This window comes from Lewinella sp. LCG006 (genome assembly GCF_040784935.1).
Classification (GTDB): domain Bacteria; phylum Bacteroidota; class Bacteroidia; order Chitinophagales; family Saprospiraceae; genus Lewinella.
This window is the reverse complement of sequence record NZ_CP160680.1, coordinates 654,058-678,267: the sequence shown is the minus strand read 5'-3', so window position 1 is coordinate 678,267 and position 24,210 is coordinate 654,058. Positions and strand designations below refer to the sequence as shown.

At 45.3% G+C, this 24,210-nt stretch carries 16 protein-coding genes and 1 tRNA gene; 12 read left to right on the top strand and 5 right to left on the bottom strand.

Annotation, left to right across the window (positions count from 1 at the left end; genetic code table 11):
• The first annotated feature begins 20 nt into the window (after nucleotides 1-20).
• From AB0L18_RS02400 to AB0L18_RS02375, 6 genes are all read left to right on the top strand, one after another.
• The gene (locus tag AB0L18_RS02400) at nucleotides 21-734 is read left to right on the top strand and encodes a pyridoxine 5'-phosphate synthase (RefSeq protein ID WP_367390991.1); all 714 of its coding nucleotides are present in this window, start codon (nucleotides 21-23) and stop codon (nucleotides 732-734) included.
• A gap of 307 nt (nucleotides 735-1,041) precedes the next feature.
• A complete protein-coding gene (locus AB0L18_RS02395; RefSeq protein ID WP_367390990.1) occupies nucleotides 1,042-4,203 on the top strand; it encodes a SusC/RagA family TonB-linked outer membrane protein in 3,162 nt (1,053 codons plus the stop codon).
• 22 nt (nucleotides 4,204-4,225) lie between these two features.
• Nucleotides 4,226-5,923: a SusD/RagB family nutrient-binding outer membrane lipoprotein gene (locus AB0L18_RS02390; protein WP_367390989.1), complete on the top strand. Its 1,698-nt coding sequence runs from the start codon at nucleotides 4,226-4,228 to the stop codon at nucleotides 5,921-5,923.
• A 68-nt stretch (nucleotides 5,924-5,991) separates the two neighbouring features.
• The gene (locus AB0L18_RS02385) at nucleotides 5,992-6,948 is read left to right on the top strand and encodes a hypothetical protein (RefSeq protein ID WP_367390988.1); all 957 of its coding nucleotides are present in this window, start codon (nucleotides 5,992-5,994) and stop codon (nucleotides 6,946-6,948) included.
• Nucleotides 6,949-7,065: 117 nt separating this feature from the next.
• Nucleotides 7,066-8,778, top strand: a complete 1,713-nt coding sequence (locus AB0L18_RS02380) for an arylsulfotransferase family protein (protein WP_367390987.1) — start codon at nucleotides 7,066-7,068, stop codon at nucleotides 8,776-8,778.
• Between the two features lie 139 nt (nucleotides 8,779-8,917).
• A complete protein-coding gene (locus AB0L18_RS02375) occupies nucleotides 8,918-9,403 on the top strand; it encodes a hypothetical protein (RefSeq protein ID WP_367390986.1) in 486 nt (161 codons plus the stop codon).
• Nucleotides 9,404-9,730: 327 nt separating this feature from the next.
• Here the strand turns inward: AB0L18_RS02375 and AB0L18_RS02370 are convergent, their stop codons facing one another.
• Together AB0L18_RS02370 and AB0L18_RS02365 are read right to left on the bottom strand one after the other, a co-directional pair.
• Entirely contained in the window at nucleotides 9,731-11,506 is a 1,776-nt protein-coding gene (locus tag AB0L18_RS02370; protein WP_367390985.1) for an FG-GAP-like repeat-containing protein, read from the bottom strand.
• Entirely contained in the window at nucleotides 11,506-13,233 is a 1,728-nt protein-coding gene (locus tag AB0L18_RS02365) for an amidohydrolase (RefSeq protein ID WP_367390984.1), read from the bottom strand. Before AB0L18_RS02365 ends, AB0L18_RS02370 begins: the two co-directional genes overlap by 1 nt.
• Nucleotides 13,234-13,302: 69 nt before the next feature.
• Here AB0L18_RS02365 and AB0L18_RS02360 point away from each other — a divergent pair, with 69 nt between their 5' ends.
• Nucleotides 13,303-13,761 carry an N-acetyltransferase family protein gene (locus AB0L18_RS02360; RefSeq protein ID WP_367390983.1) on the top strand — a complete coding sequence of 153 codons (459 nt, stop codon included), beginning with the start codon at nucleotides 13,303-13,305 and terminating at the stop codon, nucleotides 13,759-13,761.
• Nucleotides 13,762-13,988: 227 nt separating this feature from the next.
• Here the strand turns inward: AB0L18_RS02360 and AB0L18_RS02355 are convergent, their stop codons facing one another.
• Nucleotides 13,989-14,966: a polyprenyl synthetase family protein gene (locus AB0L18_RS02355; protein ID WP_367390982.1), complete on the bottom strand. Its 978-nt coding sequence runs from the start codon at nucleotides 14,964-14,966 to the stop codon at nucleotides 13,989-13,991.
• A gap of 379 nt (nucleotides 14,967-15,345) precedes the next feature.
• Here AB0L18_RS02355 and AB0L18_RS02350 point away from each other — a divergent pair, with 379 nt between their 5' ends.
• The 5 genes from AB0L18_RS02350 (at nucleotide 15,346) to AB0L18_RS02330 (ending at nucleotide 19,510) form a co-directional block, all read left to right on the top strand.
• On the top strand, nucleotides 15,346-15,792 hold the full coding sequence (locus tag AB0L18_RS02350; protein ID WP_367393201.1) for a response regulator: 447 nt from the start codon (nucleotides 15,346-15,348) through the stop codon (nucleotides 15,790-15,792).
• A 53-nt stretch (nucleotides 15,793-15,845) separates the two neighbouring features.
• Entirely contained in the window at nucleotides 15,846-17,816 is a 1,971-nt protein-coding gene (locus tag AB0L18_RS02345) for a response regulator (RefSeq protein WP_367390981.1), read from the top strand.
• A gap of 109 nt (nucleotides 17,817-17,925) precedes the next feature.
• A complete protein-coding gene (locus AB0L18_RS02340; protein WP_367390980.1) occupies nucleotides 17,926-18,903 on the top strand; it encodes a YpdA family putative bacillithiol disulfide reductase in 978 nt (325 codons plus the stop codon).
• A 94-nt stretch (nucleotides 18,904-18,997) separates the two neighbouring features.
• Nucleotides 18,998-19,074 (top strand) — tRNA-Ala (locus AB0L18_RS02335).
• A gap of 220 nt (nucleotides 19,075-19,294) precedes the next feature.
• On the top strand, nucleotides 19,295-19,510 hold the full coding sequence (locus AB0L18_RS02330; protein ID WP_367390979.1) for a hypothetical protein: 216 nt from the start codon (nucleotides 19,295-19,297) through the stop codon (nucleotides 19,508-19,510).
• 113 nt (nucleotides 19,511-19,623) lie between these two features.
• Here the strand turns inward: AB0L18_RS02330 and AB0L18_RS02325 are convergent, their stop codons facing one another.
• Both AB0L18_RS02325 and AB0L18_RS02320 read right to left on the bottom strand, forming a co-directional pair.
• Nucleotides 19,624-22,299: a PAS domain S-box protein gene (locus AB0L18_RS02325; protein WP_367390978.1), complete on the bottom strand. Its 2,676-nt coding sequence runs from the start codon at nucleotides 22,297-22,299 to the stop codon at nucleotides 19,624-19,626.
• Nucleotides 22,300-22,502: 203 nt separating this feature from the next.
• Nucleotides 22,503-24,161 carry a solute:sodium symporter family transporter gene (locus tag AB0L18_RS02320; RefSeq protein WP_367390977.1) on the bottom strand — a complete coding sequence of 553 codons (1,659 nt, stop codon included), beginning with the start codon at nucleotides 24,159-24,161 and terminating at the stop codon, nucleotides 22,503-22,505.
• Nucleotides 24,162-24,210 lie beyond the last annotated feature (49 nt).

Below are 24,210 nucleotides of genomic sequence, written 5' to 3'. Positions count from 1 at the left end.
GCCTAACCATCATTGAAGAGATGACTCGTTTAAGTGTTAATATCAATAAGGTCGCAACGCTACGTAATTCCCGGGGAGGTAATTTGCCGGATTTGATACAGGTTGCTAAAGATTGCGAAGCTTTTGGTGCCGAAGGGATTACGGTGCATCCGCGTCCGGATGAACGGCACATTCGTTATAGTGATGTTCCTCTGTTGAAGTCAATTGTTACGACGGAATACAACATTGAAGGCTACCCCAATCGGTCTTTTTTGGACTTGGTGCTGGCCAATCGCCCTGATCAGTGCACCTTGGTACCTGATGGGCCAGGAGTACTCACCTCTGATCAAGGTTGGGATACCATTGAGCAGGCAGCGTATCTAAAAGACGTGGTGGCAGAGTTGCAAGCTGCTAATATCAGGGTGTCGTTATTTGTAGATGCTGAGGAACGTTTTGTAGAAGGAGCCAAAGAAACAGGAGCCGAGCGGATCGAGTTTTATACCGGCCATTATGCCCAACAGTTTAGCCTAGATCCTGCTAAAGCAGTAGCTCCCCATACCCGTTGTGGGCTGTTGGCCAACCAAATTGGGCTGGGAATTAATGCCGGCCACGACCTTAATTTGGAGAACCTGGCGTATTATCAAAAAAATGTACCTGATTTATTAGAAGTGTCAATTGGGCACGCCTTAATTAGCGATGCTTTATACTTTGGTTTACAGAACGTTATCCAAATGTACCTGCGGCAATTGCGTTAGTGCAAACATATTATTTATGGCAATAGGCAGCGTTCGCGAAGAAATATGCGTTGTTAAGAGTGTGTTAAAGTCAAAAATATTTCTCACCTTAGCCCCGCCAATAGAAAAACAGTTTTGTGTAATTAGTGAAACTTTAGCCTAGTACTGTTTTAAAAAACAAACAAACCCTTCCAAGCTCAATAGGGTACCCCTACATTAAACCAAATTGAAAAAATACTGCTGCCTACGGGTAACGGTATCAAGATGTACATCTGTCTTATGGGCAGGTGTTGTTGACTAGTATTTTTTTATTTAAAACGCCATTAGTATGAAAAAACTCTCACTAGTATTATCGCTAGTGCTGTTTGCGGTGAGCTTTGCAATCGCTCAGCGGACAGTATCGGGTACCATTACCGATGACGGCGGCGAGCCGTTAATTGGTGCGAGTATCCTCGTAAAAGGCACTTCTTCCGGTACAGTAACCGATATCGACGGTTCCTATTCATTAGAAGTTCCTGACGGATCTACCACTTTGGTAGTTAGTTACACGGGATTTGAGACCCGTGAAGTAAAGTTAGGTGCCAGCAATGTGCTGGATATTACCATGAGTGAAGGGGTTGCCCTTGACGAAGTGGTAGTAACTGGTTTGGGTATTCGCAGGGATAAGAAAGCCCTCGGATACGCGGTAACCACACTCGGTAATGAACAACTTGAGCTTCGACCAGAAGCGGATGTTGCGCGTGTATTACGCGGTAAAGTGCCAGGTGTAGATATCTCTCAGACTTCTGGTCTGGCCGGTTCTGGTACCAACGTTATTATCCGTGGTTATTCTTCTATCACTGGTTCCAACCAACCATTATTCGTTGTTGACGGAGTTCCTTTTAACTCTGATACGAACAGTGACCGTGGTTTTGACGAAGGTGGTTCTTCGGCTTCCAGCCGTTTCTTGGACATTGACCCCAACAACATTGCAGAAGTTTCTGTATTGAAAGGACTTTCAGCTACCGTACTTTACGGTGAGGCAGGCCGTAACGGGGTAATCTTGATTACCACCAAGAATGGTGATATTGGTGATTTGAACAAGAAGTTCGAAGTAACCGTTGACCAGTCTTTCTTTGCGAATGACATTGCTTCTCTTCCTGATGACCAGGACAGCTGGGGTAATGGATTCCACAACTTCGCGTCTGCGGCCTTCTCTAACTGGGGTGCCAATTTCAATGAGCGCACTGCCAATGATGGTGTTGCTGCAGATGGTACCACTGCACACCCTTATGATCGTGCTGCACTGAGAGATGTTTTACCTCAGTACACGGGTGCTCGGTACAACTACCAAGCGTATGATAACTTGGAGAATTTCTTCCAGACCGGATTGATTGCGAGCACTTCGGTGAATATCGCTAATCGTTTGTCAGAAGGAACTTCTTTGAACTTCAGCTACGGTTACCGTTCTGAGGAAGGTTTCATTCCGCTGAGTACTTTTGACAAGCACAACCTTGGTTTGGGTATCAATACCAAGCTAGCAAATGGCTTGGAACTGGTAAGTACCTTTAACTATGTTACTTCTGAGCGCCAAGCACCTCCTACTGGTGTGAGCTTCTCTTCTAACCCTACGGGTGCTTCTTTGTTCTCAAACGTGTTTTATACCCCTCGTTCTGTTGACTTGACAAACCTGGAGTACGAAAATCCTCAGGATTTCTCTAGTATTGGCTACCGTGGTGGTAACGATATTCAGAATCCTTACTGGACTTTGCAGAACACCTCTGACAACGAGCGCGTTAATCGTTTCTTTGGTACCATTGCCCTTAAGTACAAGTTGGCAGATTGGTTGTCTGCAATGTACCGCGTTGGTTATGACGGCTTTACGCAAACACAGCGTTACTCGGTTAACAAAGGTGGTGGCCAGTTGCCTTTAGGTGTGCTGGAAACTTCAGAGCGTACCAATACGATTACTGACCACAACTTGAACCTTCAGTACAACGCTCGTTTGAGTGATGACTTGACTTTGGACGGTGTTGTAGGGGTGAATGTTCGTCGTGACACGCGTCTGCGTACTTTCGCTAACAGTTCACAGCAGTTTGTTTACAACCTGTTGACGCACGACAACTTTATCAACCACCTCAACGAGTCTGACTTCCGCGAGGAGAACTTGATTGGTGCTTACGCTACAGCTTCGTTAGGCTTCAAGAATTTCTTGTACCTGAATGCCCAGGCGCGTAATGACTATACTTCTACCTTGGAGAAAGATAATCGTTCAATTCTGTATCCTTCCGTTTCTGCATCGTTCATCGCAACAGAGGCATTTGCTGGATTACAGAACAACAGCACCTTGAATTACTTGAAGCTTCGTTTAGGCTACGGTACTTCTGCTGGTTATCCTGATCCTTATCAGACGCGTAACATCCTTGGTGTTGCTACTCGTAACTTTATCACCAATGGTGGTACGGTTATAAATACCAACACGGTAGACAACCGCTTTGGTAACCCAAATCTTAAGCCAGAGCTACACGCAGAATTAGAATTTGGGGTAGAGATGCGTTTGTTCAACAATCGCTTTGGTGTTGATCTTTCTTTGTACGACAAGCAATCTACGGACTTGATTATCGACTTGGATCTTGATCCATCAACGGGTTATGAAAACACGACCATCAACGCTGCAGAAATCAGCAACAGAGGTATCGAGTTAGGCCTTGACCTGGCGGTTGTTCAGACCAGCAATCTACGTGTTGCGCTGAATGCTAACTACACCAGAAACATTTCTAATGTAGAGAAACTTGCGGAAGGTATCGACCAGTTGGTGTTCTCTGGTTACTCTAACTTGGGTAACTTTGCCATCGTTGATCAGCCTTACGGTGTGATCAAAGGAGCTGTTATTGCTCGTGATGATGCGGGTAACCGGATCGTACAGAGCAATGGTACTTACCTCACCGCTCCTGATTTGGGGATCTTGGGTGATCCTAATGCTAATTACGTGATGAACTATGGTCTGAACGTTAATTTCAAAGGAATCGCATTGAATGCTTTGATGACCTACTCTGATGGTGGTGTAATTTACTCTACCCTACCTTCTACCTTGATGGCACGTGGTATCCTTGCGGAAACGGACTTTGACCGTTACGTACCTGTAGTAGCACCTGGTGTGAAAGAAGATGGTACGCCTAACGATATTCAGATCACTTCTACGCAGCACTACTGGCAGAACGGTGGTGTATTCCAGGACGAGATGCGTGTTTACGATGCTTCTTACTTGAAGTTGCGTGAGGTTTCTTTATCCTACAGCCTACCTGGTAGCATCATTGACAATTCACCATTTGGTACGGTGACCATGACGCTGTCTGGTCAGAACCTTTGGTTCAAAGCACTTGGCTTCCCTGCTGGAGCAAACTTTGACCCAGAAGTACTTTCACTGGGTGTAGGTAACGGCCGTGGCTTTGAGCTGATGAACGTTCCTACTTCTCGTCAAATCGGTGGTAGCATTCGCCTCACCTTCTAAACAACCAAAAGTGAATAACAATATGAAAAATATTTTAAAATATAGTTTTCTCGCTTTGGTCGCCCTCGTGATCGTGGGATGTCAGAGCCTGGAGCTGGATGAGTTGTTGGATAACCCCAACTCAGTTTCGCCAGATAAGGCAGAATTGGACTTGGTGTTCAATGCCGTAATGTTGGATTTCAAAGACTTCGTTGACGAAGTAAGCGATGAAACCATGCCTTACGTACGGATGACAGCTATGGATGGTGGTTATTTTTATAACAACCAAGATGGTCCTACCAGTTTCGATTTCATGTGGGAAACCGCTTATTTCGATCTGCTTCCGGATCTTAACCTTATCATTGACAATGCGACGGAGCGTGATCTTACGACTTACGCTGGTATTGCTAAGACAATGAAGGCTTATATCCTTTTTACTTTGGTTGATTTGTACGGTGACATTCCTTACAGTGAAGCTTTCCAGGGGGTAGTTGTACCTAGCCCGAAGGCGGATGCTGACGAGGCCGTTTACGGTGCTGCAGCTGATTTGTTGACTTCTGCTTTGGCCGACTTTGGTAACCCCAAAGGAACGCTCAGTGGTGACCTTTACTACAATGGAGGTGCTGCCACATGGTCTAAGTTAGCGAATACACTACTTATTCGTTACCACGTAACGACTCGCTTAGCGGGAGGTAGTGGCTCTGCAATCAATGATATCCTTAGTGGTGGAAACATTATTGATGAAATCAGTGAAGATTTCCAGTTCCAGTATGGTAGCAACCGTGCTGCGCCAGATTCTCGTCACCCTTACTACACGGATGGTTACGAAAATGGTGGACCAAGCTGGTACATGAGCAACTACATGATGTGGCAAATGTTTGGTGTGAAAGACAACGAAGACCCACGTCTGCGTTACTACTTCCGCCGCCAGGATGGCTTCGAGGACAATGAGAACCAGTTTACCCTGGATTGTACCACTGCTCCTTATCCATCTCACTGGGAAGACGGTTACCCTTGGTGTACTGCATCTGGTGACTTTGGTGATCCTGATGGTATCCGTGGTGGATACTGGGGACGTAGCCACGGTAATGCCGACGGTATTCCACCGGATGATCTGAAGCGTACTGCTTGGGGCTTGTACCCTGCTGGTGGTGCTTTCGATAACCTTCCAATGATTATTCAAGATGAAGATACGGGTGACGACACCTGGCAGGTGTCTAACAATGGTACCGACGGTGCACGTGGTGCTGGTATTCAGCCGATCTTCTTATCAAGCTGGACGCACTTCCTCTTGGCAGAAGGTGTACTTACCATGGGTGTAAATGGCGATGCTCGCGCACTTTTGGAAACGGCTTTACGTCAGTCTATCAGCAAGGTAATGAACTTCAATACTTCTGTTGTTGATGCAGCTTTTGCTCCTGATGCAGCTGCTGTTGATGCTTATGTTAATGAAGTACTTGGCTTGTATGACGCTGCTGCCGATGACGAAGAGCGCCTGGATCTTATCATGAATGAGTACCGTCTGGCTTGCCACGGTATGGGCTTGGAGCCTTTCAACAACTACCGTCGTACTGGCTATCCTTCTTTGATGGAGCCTACGCGGGAAACTTCTTCTACGAGCTTCTTCCCACGTACCTTCTGGTACCCTGCGGTTTACGTCAACTTTAATGCTAACGCTTCTCAGCGTCAGAATTTGAGTGGTCGTGTATTCTGGGATACTAAGCCTGGTGATTTACGTTAATTTTGTCTAACCGATTCCGGTGGTTGTTTGCGAAGTAGATGACCACCGGATTTGAAAATAATTTTGCGATGAAAAAACTTTTTTATTCGCTTTTCGCACTTTCAATCTTAGTAGGCTTCACAGCCTGTGAAGAAAAGGAGCGTGCTTTCCCCGAATACGATAACTTGGAGCACGGAGCTTTTGCTCGCCTGCTTTCTAAGGACGGGAACTTCTTTTTGACGGATGTCGCCAACTCTGCTATCAACATCTCCGTAGAATTCTACGATGATAACGATGGTAAGAACGTAGCTTCTTACTCTTGGGTAGTACAGTATATCGACAAAGCTAATGGTGGTGCAGGTAGTGCTGGTCCTGTTAATGTTTTGACGATTGATGCTGCTCAGTTCAGTACTAATCCTGATACCGGACTTCCATTCACCAGTTTTAGCTTCACCTTACAGCAAGCACTAGATGCCTTAGGGCTAACTACTGCTGATGTGGATGGTGGTAGTACCTTCCGTTTCAATGGTACTGTAACCTTAAACGACGGACGTACTTTTTCTGCGTCTAACACTGGTTCTAACGTTATTTCTTCTGCGCCATTCAGTGGTTTCTTCAGCTTCGATGCTGACTTGCTTTGTACTTCTGATCTTTCAGGAACCTACGAAGTAACTACTGTAGGTTGGTGTGGTAATACTGGTCCAACCATTATGACCCAGTGGATTGAAACAAGTAGCGAAGGTATCTACGATGTAGTTGATCCTGCTGATCCAACGAACCCGGATGCAGCTGATTTTTCTTACGGTGCTTACACTGCTTGTTATGGTGCAGGTTCTACTTTGCCTGGAGGTAGCCTCCAGATCAAAGACGCTTGTAACATCATCGCTCCTATCGGTTCTAGCCGTTGGGGAGAGGTTTACCAGTTTCTTAGTGTAACTACGAGCGGTTCTACCCTGGTGATCGAGTGGGACAATGACTACGGCGAAGGTGGTACTTCTACTTTCGTTCGTACGGATGGCACGGATTGGCCTCCACTGACTAACTAAGATCGATGAAAGTTACCTTTTGGTAATTATTGTCACTTAAATATTAAGCCACCTGAGTAACGAAAGTTATTCAGGTGGCTTTTTGTATTTTTAGCTTTGAAATATAAATTACCAGGTATGCTAAATTTTCGCGCTCCAAGTGCTTTGTTGGAGATAATTAAAGCTATCATCGTCATCTTGCTGCCATTCGTAGGGGAGGCCCAAAATACCGTAGGATTATTGACCTATAATGCGGAAGCCCCTATAGAAGACTACTTGTTGATCTACCCCGAGCAGCAGTCTACTGCTTTTCTTTTAGATGCTTGCGGGCAGATTGTCCATCGATGGGAGGACAATGATTTCGGCGCACGCCCTGGCGCTGTCGCTTATCTTTTGCCCGATGGGCAATTATTGCGCGCCAAGCGCTACGCGCCACTTTTTGAAGGGCCTACCTTTGGTTCGGGGGGGGCTGGAGGTGTAGTGGAGTTGGTCAGCTGGGACAATGAAGTGCTTTGGACTTATGTGGTGGCGGATAACACGGAAAGGCAGCACCATGACGTACACTACCTACCCAACGGGCACATCTTGATACTTGCCTATGACCTCATCGAAGAGGAGGAATTGATAGCTAGTGGTTTTGATACGCTTTCTTATCCGCAGCAGAGTCTTTGGTCGGAAAAAATCATTGAAGTCGATCCCCTTACCGATAGTATCCACTGGGAATGGAGGGCGTGGGATCACTTGGTACAAGATGTGGATGAAACTGCCGAAAATTATGGCGAAGTGAGTGCTCATCCAGGGCGTATCAACCTCAATTACCAAGTTTTTACGATGGGCCGTGAGGATTGGATTCACGCCAATGCGATTGACTATAATGAGGAGTTGGATCAGATCATGATCAGTGCTCGAAATTTTAACGAAGTATGGATCATCGACCATAGCACTACTACGGCTGAAGCCGCAACGAATACCGGAGGGAATAGCAATCGTGGTGGGGAATTACTATGGCGTTGGGGTTCTCCACACACCTATAACCAAGGTACTTTAGACGATCAGCAATTGTTTTCCCAACATGATGCCCAATGGATTGATGATTTTGTGTCTGAAGATTATCCGTACTATGGTGCTATTGCTGTTTTTAATAATTTTATCAATTTCTCAGTTGAGGAAGGTTTGTCTCAAGGGCAGATCATTGCTCCTGTTTGGGAAACCAATACACCATCCTACGCCCAAGAAAATGACGTTTTTCTGCCCAATGATTTTAGTGCCACCTTTGTCCATCCAGACACGGCTAAAACGTTTTCTAGTAACGCTTCAAGCATTCAAATACTAGATGACGGACACGTTTTGATGTGCGTAGCTCGTCAGGGGCGTGTGTTTGAGCTGGATACAGAGGGTACCCTTATTTGGGAATACCTTACCCCTTTGCGTTTTGGGCAGCCTTTTCCTCAAGGAGGAAATTTGAATTTAGGAGAGAATTTTACCTTCCAGGCAAAAAAATACCCGGCAACTTATTCGGCTTTCGTAGACAAGGATTTAAGCCCACAAGGCTATCTCGAGTTGAATCCTGATGAAGCCTATTGTAGCGTCGTAGCGACTACCGAACCAAATGAAGAAGAAATAATTGCAACGGTTTTTCCCAACCCCTCTACGGGCCAGTTTTCGGTCAACGTAAGCACAGAAGCAATTGGCGAAATGCTGACGGTAAGCGATTTGCGTGGTGTGCTAATATCACAACAGTTGTTAAAAACCAACCATACCGTATTGGACCTGAGTAATTATCCCGTAGGTATGTATTTACTGCAGGTTTCGGGAAAATCAGAAGTTGAAAAATTGATGCTAATAAAGTAAAACGAGCTTCAGCCCGTATGTGAATAAATTATTATTTTTGAACACACCCGGGCTGAAGCCCAGGTTACTGCACGCCCGGGCTCAAGCCCAGGTTACGCTGTAAAACGGGCTTCAGCCCGTACTAAAAAAACAAATAAAGATGCCCTCTCCGAAAAAAATATACTACAAAAGAAACCTGCCTCATTACCAACCTCCTGGCGGCACGTTTTTTGTCACTTTCAGGCTGAAAAATTCAGTGCCCATGGTTGAGTTGAAAAGGCAACAACTTAAGCAGGAAGAAGAAATGTTCGCTAAGAAGCACCTTTCCCAAGAGGAAATAAATGAGTATCATTTACAGTGTGTTCTTGCTAATGATGAGTTGCTAGACAAGATAAAAAGTGGACCTTTTTTCTTAGAGGAAGAAGCCATTGCTCGGCTGGTAATAGCGAAGATAGAACAATATGATGGTCAACTGTACGATTTGTTGGGCTACTGTATAATGCCTAATCACGTTCATCTCTTGATTGATACTCAAATTCAGTTGACTGATGATGTTAGTATCCCTGAAGATTATGTCCAACTACAAGACATAATGCGACTTATTAAGGGGGGGGACGGCTGTAGCAGCAAATCGTTTGTTGAATAGGAGTGGGGCATTTTGGGAAAGTGAAAGTTATGATCATTGGGTAAGAAATGAGAAAAGCCTTGCCAGGATAATCGCTTATATTATGGAAAATCCTTGTAAAGCGAATTTAGTGAGAAGATGGCAAGATTGGCCTTATTCCTTCGCAAAAGGCTACCAGTAAAACGGGCTTTAGCCCGTCTACAGTCCCATAGCATGTAAAACGAGCTTCAGCCCGTATGTAAATAAATTATTATTTTTGAACACACCCGGGCTGAAGCCCAGGTTACTGCACACCCGAGCTGAAGCTCAGGTTACTGTACGTCCGGGCTCAAGCCCAGGTTACTGCGCTTATCCCTTACACCAAGTCACTACCCGTTGGGCCTGCTGTGGAGTACCAAGGAGAAGATAATAAATGCCAGCAGACAGCTGGTGAATATCAATACGTGAAGTGCCACCCTCCGTCTTGCCACGATAAACCACTAGACCAGCACTATTGATAATGCGGAATAGGGTAGGAGCTACTTCTTCTTGTGTAATAAAGAGTTCTTCCTGTGCGGGAGAAGGATAGACTTTCATCAATGGATTTTCAGGAGTCGTGGAGGTGCTGACTAATAAAGGATCCAAGCCGGTTGCGGGATCAGGTAGAATGTCGCCGTTGGTACTCCCGCCTTCCTGGAGGAGAAATTGCTCATTGGCCGGAAGGCTATAGTACCGATCAATATGCCCACTGGGCCAGGTGACGATCAGGGAGTCTATTGCTTCTGCATTGCCAAGACCGAAGATATCTGTACCGGAATTCTGACCCAGAAAGCCATTGCCACATTGGGTATACCGCTGTTGGTATTGGCCATTGGCGTAGCATTCCAGAAGGGTGCCAACACCGTTGCGATTGCTAAGGATACCCCTTAGGCTAATTTTTACCCAATGGTGCGCAAGGGGCGGGCTCGACCAAAGCTGCGCGTAATAAGGATAAAGGTTGATGACCATGATGTCCGGGTAGCCATCCTGGTTATAGTCGCCGACGGCATTGTTGTAGGATTGAACCGTGTCTCCCACAAAACCTGCCGATGGCTGACTGAAGGTACCGTCGTTTTCATTTTCATAGAAAGCGGCCGAAGTGACATTGCTACCCGCCACCGAACCACTGACGTAGAGGTCGAGATCGCAATCATTATCAGCATCTAAGAATACCGCACCCCAGGAATCTTGATAAAACCCGACACCTGCCGCTGCCGCAACTTCCGAAAAAGTATACTGCCCGTCTTGATTGGGTCCTTCGTTCTGTAGCAAATTGTTGCCGCTAACGATGTTGGTACAATAGATGTCTACAAGGCTGTCATTATTGTAATCGCCGACCGTCACGGACATGGCGTCAATGGCAATATCGGCTCCGGCAGCGGCACCTGTATTGAGGAAGGTGCCGTCGCCTTGATTTTCCAACAAGGTATTTCTATTCCCCATGCGATCATGAGCGGTATAAATATCTGGCCAGCCATCCTGGTTGTAATCTAAAAATCCGGAACAGAAGGGGCGTCCGCCTGTATCAGCAGTCTGGGTGGCGTCGGTAACGTTGGAAAAGGTTCGATTGCCGTTGTTGCGAAAAAGAAAGTGTTCATCATCAGCTCCCGGGTTACGGACACTGAAGTAGAGGTCTAACCAACCATCACGATCATAGTCGCCAAAACAGGCACCAAAAGTTTGTGTATTGAAAGAAGGCAAGCCTGCGGAAAGCGTTATATCGGTCAACTGCAAATTCCCCGTATTTTCGTAAAGTCGGTTCAGTCCATAGTAGGTAGCCAAAAATAAATCCTGGTCGCCGTCATTGTCAAAGTCTACCCAAAGGAGTTGTTTTACCTCGTCTTCATTGTTTACCAAGGGCGGTAAAAGCATAAAATGCCCACCCATGTTTTGGTAAAACTGTACGGGGTCTCCCTGGGCATTTGCGAGGCTGAGGTCGTCTAGTCCATCTTGATTGAAATCATAAAAACTGACGCCGCCGCCAAGAAGGACAGACAAATAACGATGGTTGATCCCGCATTGTGCTGCCCGATCCGAAAAATTCAATTGGGCTTTGGTGGGCAGTACCGTCAGGAGTATTCCGATGAGGATTAAGACGTGCTTCATTATTCCTTTGCCTTTTGGTATTTAATTTTGCCGTTAACGATGGTGGTGAGCACTTCGGTAGCGAGTATCTCTTCTTCGGAGCAATTAAGAAGATTATTACTCAAAACAACAATGTCCGCTAATTTTCCCGGGCTGAGGCTTCCTTTGTCCTTTTCTTCAAAGGCTGCATAAGCGTTGGCCATGGTGTAAGAATAGATACCTTCTTCGCGGGTCATCGCCTGCTCAGGGAAAAACGCCATGCCAGAATCGGGGCGCTTGCGGGTAACTGTTGCGTAATAACTGGCTAGCGGGTCAACATCCTCTACGGGCACATCGGTGCCATTGGTGACGACAGCCCCAGCATCGAGCAAGCTCCGCCAGGGGTAGGCACCCGTACGCGCTCGTTCTGTTCCCAGGCGTTTCTCTACAAAGGGAGCATCTGAAGTACAGTGGATGGCCTGCATGGAAGCGATAACTCCCAGTTCTGCAAAGCGGGGAATATCCGCTACGGCCAGGTGCTGGCTATGCTCAATTCTCCAGCGGTAATCTTGTTCGCCGTTTTCAGCGAAGCGTTTTTCAAAAAGATTAAGCACTTCCTGGTTGGCACGGTCGCCGATAGCGTGAACACAAAGCTGCATCTTTTTATCCAGGGCCAAGCCTGCAATACTGTCAACGGTTTCCAGAAGCGTGGTATTTTGACCCACAAAATCGGGTTTGTCGGCATAGGGTTCCAACAACCATGCTCCAAAAGCTCCCAAGGCTCCATCTACCTCAGATTTGATGGCCCGACAAGTAAAGAAATGATCACCAGCATCTATAATGGGGAATTGACTATCCAGGCTGGCAGCCAATTCGTTGTAAGGTAGCCGAGCCATAACCCACAGGCGAAGGTCCAACTTTCCTTCTTCCGCCAATTTTTTATAGTCTTCAATTTCCTGAAAAGTAGAACCGGCATCCTGGAAAGAAGTGATCCCTTTGGCCAAGCATTCTTTTTGCGCCAAAGCAACGCCTTCCTGCCATTCGCCCACCAATGCCTGGGGAGAGAGGCCATCGCGGTAAGCAGCATAGGCTTCTGTGATGAGACTCATAGCACGCTCCTCAAACACGCCAATGGGCTCTCCATGACTATCTTTGAGGATATGCCCACCTCTTGGGTCGGGCGTTTCTGCCGTGATGCCCGCTAGTTTCATAGCTGCTTCGTTGGCAAATAGGGAGTGGCCACTGGCGTGCCGTAGTACGACCGGATGGTCTTTGGTGAGCACACTGAGGGAATGATGAGAAGGGTAGCCATGTTGAGCCAATTCAGGAGCTGTTGTCCATTTTTCCTGGTGCCAGCCCCGACCTGTAATCCATTCGCCCTTAGGCGTTTCAGCAGCTTTTTGGGCAACCATTTGCACGATTTCATCCCAGCTTTTGGCTTGTAGGAAATTGAGATTCATCAATGCGTAACCCAGCCCGGAAAAATGGCCGTGACCTTCGATAAAGCCGGGCATGACAAATTTTCCGTCGAGATCCATTACCTCGGTTGTCTCTGATCGGTAGACTTCCAGGTCGGCAGCGTCACCGATAGCCAGAATGCGACCATCCTTGATGGCCATGGCCGTTGCCGTGGGTTGGTCGGGGTCAACAGTATAAATATCGGCGTTGGTCAGCATCAAATCTGCAGTAACCTGGTCTTGCTTGCAAGCTGTGAAGAGTAGCAAAAAACTGGTGACAAAAAAAAGAAGGCGATAGTTTGTAAATAGCATACGTATTGTTTTACCGGTGGAAGCTCTAACTTTGTTGGTATAGATTGTTCGACAAAATACGAAAACCTTATGTCCAGTATTCATATCCGTAGAGGAAATGCAGCAGACTTAGCTGCGGTTCACGATTTAGTGAGAGAATTAGCTATTTATGAGAAGGCCGAAGATGCGCTTACGGCGACGGTGGAAGATTATGAGCGCGATTTCGCAGCGGGTGTCTTTGAGTGCATCGTAGCGGAAGACAAAGAAAAAATAGTAGGGATGTGCTTGTATTACCTGACGTATTCTACCTGGAAAGGCCGAATGCTGTATCTCGAGGATTTTGTGGTCAATGATGCCTATCGACGTACCGGCCTAGGGCAGCGTTTGTTTGATGCACTACAAGTCAGAGCCGAAGAATTGGCGTGCCGCTTGATGAAGTGGCAGGTGCTGGATTGGAATGAGCCTGCGGTTCGTTTTTACGAAAAAAATGATGCCATTATCGAAAAAGAATGGTGGAACGGGAAGCTTTTTTTGGACTCAAATAAGTAATATTAATATTTGATTTATCTAAATAAGTGAATATCTTTGTTAAAGAAGTAGGCAGTAGGATACCGCTCACGGTTATTTTGCTACCGTTTTCTCGAATTAATTGACAATCGTAATTAAACGTGACTTTATCTCTTCATTTGTAAAAACATCGAAGAGTCAAGAAATATAGTGTTTCATAGTGTGAGGGGGTGGCCACTTAGGTTACCTCCTTTTTTATGAAAGCTACCCTATAATTCTCTTACCAGTAACGATTCTGCCAGCCCAAAAAGCAAATCCTTTTTCTCGGCAGGGGCATCTACTTGTGCTAGATGGGCATAAGCTCGGTGCTGGTAATCATTGCGTAAGTTTCTTAAAAAATCGGGTATGCCCAGTTCTTTAAATATGTTGGTGACGGCAACAATCTTACCTTGTTCGTCTGCGGGCTGTTGGGCGTAAAGATCCAACAATTGCTTGCGGGTGTCCTGGTCGGCTAGCTCCAGCGCTTTAATGATGAGGCATGTTTTTTTGTTTTGTATAATATCTCCCCCCACTCGTTTTCCTACTTTCTCAGGATCGCCGAAGGTGTCGAGGAAGTCATCCTGTATTTGGAAAGCTATGCCTGTCAGTCGGCCAAATTCACTTAGATGCTCTTGGTCAGCCGCGGGAGCTCCCGCAGCGATAGCACCCATTTTGAGGCTACCTGCCAACAATGCGGCCGTCTTCATTTCAATCATCTGGAGGTATTCCTCTAGCCGTACATCGTCCCTTTTTTCAAAATCAATATCGTATTGTTGTCCTTCGCAAACCTGAATAGCCACTTCGGTGAGCGTTTGGTAAAGCCCGCTAAGCGCATCCTGGCGAGGGCTTCGCCGTAGGTAATCGTAGGCGAAAATGAGCATTACGTCTCCAGATAGGATTCCGCTATTCAACCCGTATTTATCATGAACCGTAGCTTGCCCCCGGCGCAGAGGAGCCGCATCCATAATATCATCATGGACAAGGCTGAAATTGTGGAATACTTCCACGCTTAAGGCCGCCGGAAGTGCATTCTCTACCTCATCATCGAAAAGATAACAGGCCAATAGCGCCATCACTGGCCGCATCCGCTTGCCCCCGATGTTCATGATGTAATTAAACGGTTCATAAAGGGCTTGTGGGGCTTTTTGCACTCGGTTTTCGTGAAGGTATTTTGTAAAGAGCGCTTGTAGGGTACTGATACTATGCATGGGAATCCTTAATATGAAAGTGGTTATGACGTATCCAAATAGGATGGGGGAATATTGTGTGCGCAAAATGGGAAAAACCCTTTGAAATTGGTAACAAATAAGCCCGTTTAAAGGTATAGATGATTACCAGAATAGTTTTTTTTCATCAAAAGGAATAAATCTGTAGGCTCTCCCTTCTACACCACCGATCATTACAGCTAAACGAAGTATTAATGATCTTGTAGCCAAATTGTTTGCCTACTATTGGAAAATATTTTTAAACTATCCGGTGGATTATACAAAACAGGGGGTGGATAATCCTATTTTTGTGGTAATTTTAAGCGAGAACCTTCTTAAAGAAGGTAGGCTTTTACAGATTGAAGAAGAACACAGTCAGCACATGAATAAAAAATCACGGCGATACTGCATATTATTGATTGAAGATAATCCTGGCGATGTGCGGCTTACCCAAGAAGCTTTTCGTGAGACCGGTGCAGATATTGACTTGCAGGTAGTTATGGACGGCGTAGAAGCTGTTGCCTACTTGCAAAAAGAGCGGGAGTATGCAGATAAGCCAACACCTGATTTAATTCTCCTGGATTTGAATCTCCCAAAATGGGGAGGCAAGCAAGTCTTGGAAAAAATAAAAAAGGACGACAAGCTTTTACGTATTCCAGTTGTTGTTCTGACGACTTCCAACGCATCGGCTGATGTATTGGCGAGTTATGATTTACACGCCAATTGTTTTATTAACAAACCAGTGGATTTTGATAATTTCTTTCAAATCATAAGCTGTATTCAACGCTTTTGGCTGGAAACAGCTACTTTACCGGGTAGCACTTCCTAGATGTTTTAGTCTGTAAGCCCGTCCCCTTTTGTAAAATGACAAACTTTTTTTCTATGGCGGGGTCATTAAAAGAAATGCTGACAATACTTGTTATCGAAGATGCCAAGGCGGATACGGAAATGATTCGTATTTATCTGGAAGAGGCAAGGAATAAATACCAACTGAGATGTGCAGAGTCACTCTCGGAAGGTCTCTATATTATTGAGGAGCACCATGTAGACTTGGTGTTGCTAGATCTTAATTTACCGGATAGTAACGGGTTCAATACCTTGAGGCGTTTTATTGAAAAAGCACCTCAGGTTCCGGTTGTCGTCATGACGGGTATCAACGATCAGCGCAAAGGCACGGAGTCGGTAAGAGCTGGTGCCCAGGATTATTTGGTGAAGGGCGAGTTTGAATCGCGGCAACTGATCAAAGCTATTCGTTATTCGCTGGAGCGATTTCGCTTGCAAGCCGATGCCGAAGAAAGAGCTACTAAAGCTTCGGATGAAAAAAGCCGCTTAGAGGCTTTACAAAAGATGGCTTCTCTGGGAGATTGGGAGATGGATATTGTTAGCAACACCATGACCTGGTCGGGAGAGTTGTTCCAGATTTTTCAGCTTCCTCCGCATAGCCTTTCCCCTTCGCTGTCTGATTATTTAAGGTATGTTCATCGTGATGATCGCGATCAGGTGGAAGCGTTCTTTGAGAAGGCTGTTCGTTATGAAGAGTACGGCCCGCTGGAACACCGGATTATGATTGATAACCGGATCATAAAAATACTCAGCCTTAGAACGCGTATTCGGTTTGATGAAAAAACCAATAAGGTGCTGCTTTTAGGAAGTGTTCAGGATATTACACCATCTGAGAACACGGCCATGCCTGATGCTTCCAAAACACCGGAGGAGGAAGTCGTTAAGCCTAATCCTTACTACTCCAGAGAGCTGTTTAACCAGATCAGCTTTAATATTCGGACACCGCTAAGTACTGTTGTGCACCTGTTCTACCTGCTGGAGCAAACCCATCTGAACAAACAACAATTAAAACTGGTCCAGGACTTAAAGACCACGATCAATGACCTGAGTTTTACGCTAAGTAACCTGGTGAATTTGTCCATCTTGTCCAATGACAACCTACCGCTCGCACTGGAACATTTCCGTACTTTAGACATCCTGGAGTCCATCCAGCGGGTGATGTCCTTTAAAGGGCAACAGCACAATCGCGAGGTAGATATCTATATCGATCCCCGCCTTTCGATTACCGTGAAGGGCGATTCTAATAAGTTGGCTCAATTGTTCTTTTGCCTCATCGAACTGGCATTTGCTTACAGCGTTTTTGAGTCGTTTGTGAAGCTACGTTGCACGCTGGACAATGAGCAAGAAGGACGTTCTCAGCTTCATGTTCAGATGGAATATACCGGTGAACTGCCTGTGTGGCCAGATGCCGAAACGGAAGCTACTGCAGAAGAAATTCTCTCTTTATTGCAGCCATCGTCTGTGGATGATGGGCGGGACCAGTTGCTGGCAGTGGTTTTTCTCCGGTTGTGTGAACAACTTAAGGTTGGCCAACATGTGAGTAGCCAAAAAGGAGAAGTAATCATCGATCTCACGATTCCTTTACAGGTGAGTAACCAACAATCGACAAATATTCCCAAAGTACCGCAAAAGAACATTCACATATTATTGGTTGAGGATCATCCAATGCAGCAAATCGCAACGAAACAGGTACTCACGACCTGGTCGGATAAAGTAACGGTTGCGGTAGCAGACAATGGGAAGGTAGCTTTGGCGAAAGCCAAAGAAACCGCCTTTGATATTGTTTTGATGGATCTGCAAATGCCGGTGATGGACGGGTGGGATGCTGGTGCGAATATGCGTCATTTTTCTTCGGTACCGATTATTGCGCTATCCGCAAGCAATAGTAAACAAGAGGAAGATCGCTGCTACCAAGTTGGATTTAATGACTATTTAGCAAAACCCTTCCAGCCAGAAGAACTATACCATCGCATCATGTTGCTGGTTCATGATAGCGAAGGAGCTGCTTAAAAACAACTGCTTGGGTAACTCAATATTTTTCGCAGGGTGCTTTTATGGGGGTGATAAAACCATCACTGCTTAGCCGTTGTTGCAACAAGACACGCGAAGCTTATCAATTATGTACGATTTAGTGATTATCGGTGGTGGGCCCACCGGCCTCAATGTTGCACTGACCGCAGAGAAGGCAGGGCTCAGCTATGTAGTGCTGGAAAAAGGAGTCTTGGTGAATTCGATCTACCAGTTTCCGGTGAATATGACCTTCTTTTCAACTTCTCAAAAACTGGAAATTGGGGAAACACCCTTCATTTCCCACACGGATAAGCCTACCCGCAAAGAAGCATTGGAATATTATCGTCGCCTGCAACAATCTTACAAGCTAAAGGTGAAACTCTACGAGCCCGTAGTGAGTATGCGCAGGGTAGGGGAGAAAGCGTACGAAATCCAGACCAGCAAGGCGACCTATACAGCCGCTCATGTAGTGGTTGCAACCGGTTTTTATGATACTCCCCGAATGCTCCATGTACCCGGAGAAGATTTACCGAAAGTGAAACACTACTATGATGATGCTCACCCCTACGTGGGGCAGCGGGTGTTGGTGATCGGGGCAGCCAACTCGGCTTGTGATGTAGCCCTGGAAACCTACCAAAAAGGAGCGGAAGTGACCATGGCAATTCGTCAGCACGAGCTGTACCCCAAGGTGAAATATTGGATCAAACCGAATATTGAAAACCGCATTGCCGAAGGAAGTATCCAGGCGCACTTCAATACCGAAGTAAAGGCCATATATCCTGATCGCGTCGACTTGGAAGGGCCTGAAGGAAAATTCACAATTCCTAATGATTTCGTCCTGGCCATGACAGGCTATGAGCCCAACTACGCGCTTTTAGCAGCCTTGGGTTTACCCATTTCGGAAGATGCCGCTGCCTTGCCCTTGCATGATGAGGAAACCCTGGAGACCCCGCTGCCCGGTGTCTATATCGCTGGCGTCCTCTGTGCGGGAAGAAGAACGAGTAAGCTTTTCATCGAAAATACCCGCGATCATGGGGAGATTATTATTGGGCAGATAGTGGCGAGGAAAGAAGTCTATGCAAAATAAATTTTCTGCTAGAATAGCACTTTTTCGAAGAAGAGTGTATATTTGCCTCCCGTTAAACGCTTTATCAGAAAAGTGCTGATAAATTAACAAACAAGGGGGATTAGCTCAGCTGGCTAGAGCGCTTGCATGGCATGCAAGAGGTCACCGGTTCGACTCCGGTATTCTCCACCAAGCCGATCATGAAAATGATCGGCTTTTTTGTTTATAAGTATTCTGTAAAAATAGAATGCTGTTTTACTGATTAAACGCTCCTCTCCTGGAACGCTATTACTCGAGAAGTGACTCCACTTCGTTATGCGCCTTACCCAAACACTGCAGTCGGGATAGAATTCAAGAAGCACTGTCAGAAAATCAGTGAAAATGCCTTAATTTGGCCCAAAATATACCAAAGATGAATAAGCTGATCGGTTTGATATTGTTGTTGGCAGGTATAGCTGCTGGCGTCTACGGTTTTCAATTGTATCAAGATGCTACTGCGGACATAAGTATCCTGGGCTTGGATATTTCTGCCAGTGACAAGGAGGTCACCCAACAGGCTTATATATTTTTCGGCCTTGGAGTGGTTGGTGTGATCGCTGGCTTAATTTTTTGGAAGAAAGCGGGTTAAGTAAAAGCCGAACGCCAGAATTATGCCTAAGGCATGATTATTCTTCGGCTCATCCCAATAAGGGATGGAGAAAATAGGTTTATGCCCTCGGCATTTCCGTCCAACTACGAAGATTAATCGAGTGCTTTTATGGATTTGGAAATACTGAAATGGAAGGTACTTCCCTGATGAAGTTGTGAATCTACTCCTATTTTTCCTCCGTGTAGTTCGACAATTTTTTGGCAATGCGCCAGGCCAATGCCCGTACCTTCGTATTTTTCTATGCCGTGTAGTCGTTGAAACAAGGAAAATATCTGTTCCTTGAACACTGGATCTACACCAATACCTTGGTCTTTTACGCTAAAATGCCAGTGACTTTTTTCATCTATTACACCTATCTGAATAATGGGAGACTGGTCCGTTTTACGGAACTTGATAGCATTGGAGATAAGGTTTTGGAATAACAATCTTAGCTCCGTTTTATAGCCCATGATGTTAGGCATCGGGTAAACAGTAATATCAGCTTTGGTCTGGTTAATTTGCGCAGATAAGTCGTCGAGAATATTTTGAATCAAATCATTAATATCCACCTGTGTAAGTTGACGATTGGAGCCGATTCGGGAATATTCCAGCAAACCTTTGATCAATTGGCTCATACGAACGGATGCATCAACCACAAACTTAAGATACTCATTGCCCCGTTCATCTAATTTATCTTGATAGCCACGTTTGAGTAAGCCCACAAAGCTGATAACAGTGCGGAGGGGTTCTTGTAAATCGTGGGAGGCGACGTAGGCAAACTGTTCAAGTTCTTTGTTGCGGGCTTCCAATTGACGAGAGCGAATTCGCTCTTGTTCTGCTTCTTTTTCTTGGGTAATATCCCAGTTGGTGCCAATAATTCGGACGACGCTCCCCTGTTCATTACGTTGAATACTACCAACAGCTTTGATATTACGAATAGCCCCATCCGTACGTTGAATTCGGAAGGCTGTGTTGAGCAGTTTTTTTTGCCCAAGCGAATGCAATTGGATCATTTCCTGGAAAATAGCTACATCATCAGGATGCACATATTCTTGCCAATCTTTTATTTGAATGGAACGTTCATGGCTAGAAATACCGTAAATCTCTTGCATGGTTTCGTCCCAGAGCAAGAGGTCATCCTGTACATTCCAATCCCAAATCCCTATTTTGGCGGCCTGCGTAGAGATTTGGAACCGATTCGTTAATTCTGAAAGTGCTTGCTGGGTTTGGGCGAGTTTGGCTTGCGTTTGTTTTCGTTCCGTGATGTCCGACGCCTGTACCAAGATGTATCTAACTTCCCCATTTTCGTTACGAATTGCAGTATAAGCGGCATCAGCCCAGCGCAGTTCTCCCTTGGTGTTCATGTAGGCATCTTCGGCAATTAGCGTCTCCTGGATTTGGCCTGCTTTAAAGACTTGGGCTTTAATAATCGTTTGCCATTCAGGGAGTTTTACCCAAGCAGGCGTTTCCCAAATATAGGCACCAATATAATCTTCCTGTGCCCCGCCGATCTTAAACGGTAAATCATTTATTTCGATAACGCGCCCTTCTGGCGAGAGGAGCACCATGATCTGAAACTGCTGATTAAATACCGTGCGAAACCGTTCTTCTCGATCTTTTAAAGTTTGTTCAGCTTCTTTACGTTGGGTAATATCACGATTGACGCCAATGGCCCCGGTTATTTCTCCGTATTCATTTTTCAGCGCAGTGATGGAAGCTAAGACTGAAAGCTCTTTACCTTGTCTATTGGTCTGGATAACCTCTCCATTCCAGGTTCCTTCTTTGGTGAAAATGGCAGCAATATCCTCCTCTTTCTCACTGTCGGGATATTTTGTAGCGAGTACTTTTCGCAACGGTTGACCAATTACTTCTTCCGCTGTCCATCCGTACATTTTTTCGGCTGCTTTGTTCCAGTAGAGGACAGCATACTTCGTGTCTGTAATAATGATCGCATCAGATACTATATTAAGAAGAGTAGCTTGGTTCTTTAATTGTTCATTGATTGATACCCGCTCGGTCACATCTTGCATCGTTCCGATGAGCCGTTGAACTTCACCAGTAGTAGTACGCATGATGATTCCGGCAGATACCATATGTGCAGTATTGCCATTTCTTATTATTCGAAACTTGCTCTCGAAGGTGTTCATGTCACTTCCTTGAGCTAGCATTGTTTTAAACCGTTCTTGAAGCCACTCTCTATCATCCTGATGGATAGACTGGAAAAAGAAGATACTCCTATCAATTGGGTCGGAGGGATCTAGGCCAAATAAATCGTGCATACGCTTGTCCCAGTGTGTCAGGTTTTCCATGGGGCTCCAATCAAAGCACCCCAAGCCTGCTGCTTTTAAGGCAAGCTTAAGCCGTTCTTCACTTTCTATCAGTGCTCGTTTTATTCTTTTTTTCTCTGTTAAATCAATGATACTGGCTCGAACGATGGGGCGGTCATAGGGCGGGAATCGAATCAAACGAATTTCACAAGGAATTTTCTGACCATCACGATCAAGGTGAATCCATTCAAAGGAAGGGTTGCCACCATTCAAGGCTTGTTGGATATACACCTCGATTTTAGCAGCAGCGGGTACTCCCTGGTAATGTTTAAGACTAATATCTGATGGACCTAGTTGGAGAAATTCTTCCCGAGAAAATTTAAGTAAAGTCAAAGCAGCTTTATTGGCTTCGATAAATCGACCCAATTCAACATCAAAGATGATCACTACTTCTGGTGTATTGTCAATTAACGCGCGATAGCGTTGTTCATCTAGGTTTTTTGCTGGTAATTTATTTCCCATAGATCATCAGTATTAATTGCTATAACGATACAGCGATAGGCCAAAGTCTCAATCAAAAGGGATTAATGTAATGTCAACTTCATAATACCCTCATATTTTATACAATGCAGTTTAAGCAACTGCTAGCTCAGTCAGATAAAACAAATCCGTTCTTGCAGACATGCAGGAACGGATTTGTTTTTCAGGAAAGACTTAAAGCTATTTTACGCCATTAAAGGCGAAAAGTAGAGGTAAATCAACAATACAATAAGACATATTGCTATTCCTACCTGGTTGACATATTTCCAAGGGGTAATATCAACCTGATTGGTGTATTCCAATTGGTAGTTTACCGTTCTTGGGTAGAAACGACCAATGGTCAGCATGATCAGGATATTAAGCACAAATAAAATGGCCATAACGTGTAGGAAGTGGGGATATGCACCCGCTTCTACATAGGCCAGCTCTTTTCCTGTGATACCTGCCGCTTCGGCACTAGCAACGGCTTTTTGTACCAACTGAGGCTTTAGAATAAACTGGCTGATAGAGTAGAGAATTACACCCGATAGAATACCAATCTTTGCCGCAATTGCAGGTACTCTTTTCGTTAGATAACCCACGATGATAATGGTAAGGATAGGGATGCTGTAACAACCGTTGACTTCTTGTAGATACCCGAATAAACCATCTGGGGCATTGTCAATCAGTGGCGCAATAAACATGGCTAGCACGGCCAGCAATATGCCAAACATTTTCCCGGCTTTTACCACCTGGTGTTCCGTGGCGTCTTTCTTAAAGTATTCTTTATAAATATCCAGTCCGAAAAGGGTTACGGAGCTGTTCAAGGCACTGTTGAAGGAACTCAAGATGGCACCAAACAAGACGGCGGCAAAGAAGCCTACCAAAGCAGCGGGTAACACTTCACTTACTAACCGAGGATAAGCCTCATCTGGTTTTGCCAGCGTATCGCCAAAAATATGAAAAGCGATAATTCCGGGTATCACCAAAATGAGTGGTCCCAGAATTTTTACGAAACTCGCCAAAATCAAGCCTTTCTGCCCTTCTTCTAAGTTCTTGGCTCCTAAGGCACGTTGAATAATTGCTTGGTTGGTACCCCAATAAAAGACCTGAACCAGCATCATTCCGGTAAAGATGGTCGCAAAAGGAACCGTAGCCGCCGCATCTCCAATGGAGTTGAATTTGTCGGGATTACTATTTATTAATTCTGAAAAACCAGCAGCGACACTTCCGTCACCAATATAGGCCAAGCCAAAAAATGGAATCATTATTCCACCAATTAAAAGCCCCACCGCATTTACCGTATCGGAGACGGCTACAGCTTTTAATCCTCCAAAAATGGCATAAATAGAACCAATAATTCCAATGCCCCATACACAAGCCCAGATCGATTGGATTCTGGAAATACCCAAAACCTCCGGTAAATCAAACATCGAGCTGAAGGCTACGGCGCCAGAATACAAAACAATGGGTAGTAAAACCACCACATAACCAGACAGGAACAAGGCCGAAGCAATGGTCTTGGTCGTTTTGTCATAACGATTGAATAGAAATTGCGGAATCGTTGTAAGACCACCTTTCAGATAGCGAGGCAATAAAAAAATAGCCGTTACAACCATCGCAATGGCGGCTAGGGTTTCCCAGGCCATGACCAAAAGACCTTCGGTATAAGCCTGACCATTCAGACCAATAATTTGTTCTGTCGATAAATTGGTTAACAACAAAGAACCAGCAATTACGACTGCCGTTAGGCTCCTCCCGCCAAGAAAATAGCCATCGGCTGAGGTTTCGTCTGTCTTTCGTGTTGCGTAATAGGCAATTACGCCTACCAAAATTGTAAACCCTAAAAAGGTTATGAGTTGCATTGTGTATTAAGTTTTGTCAATTATTGTCTATTTATTTAGGGAGGGAGCA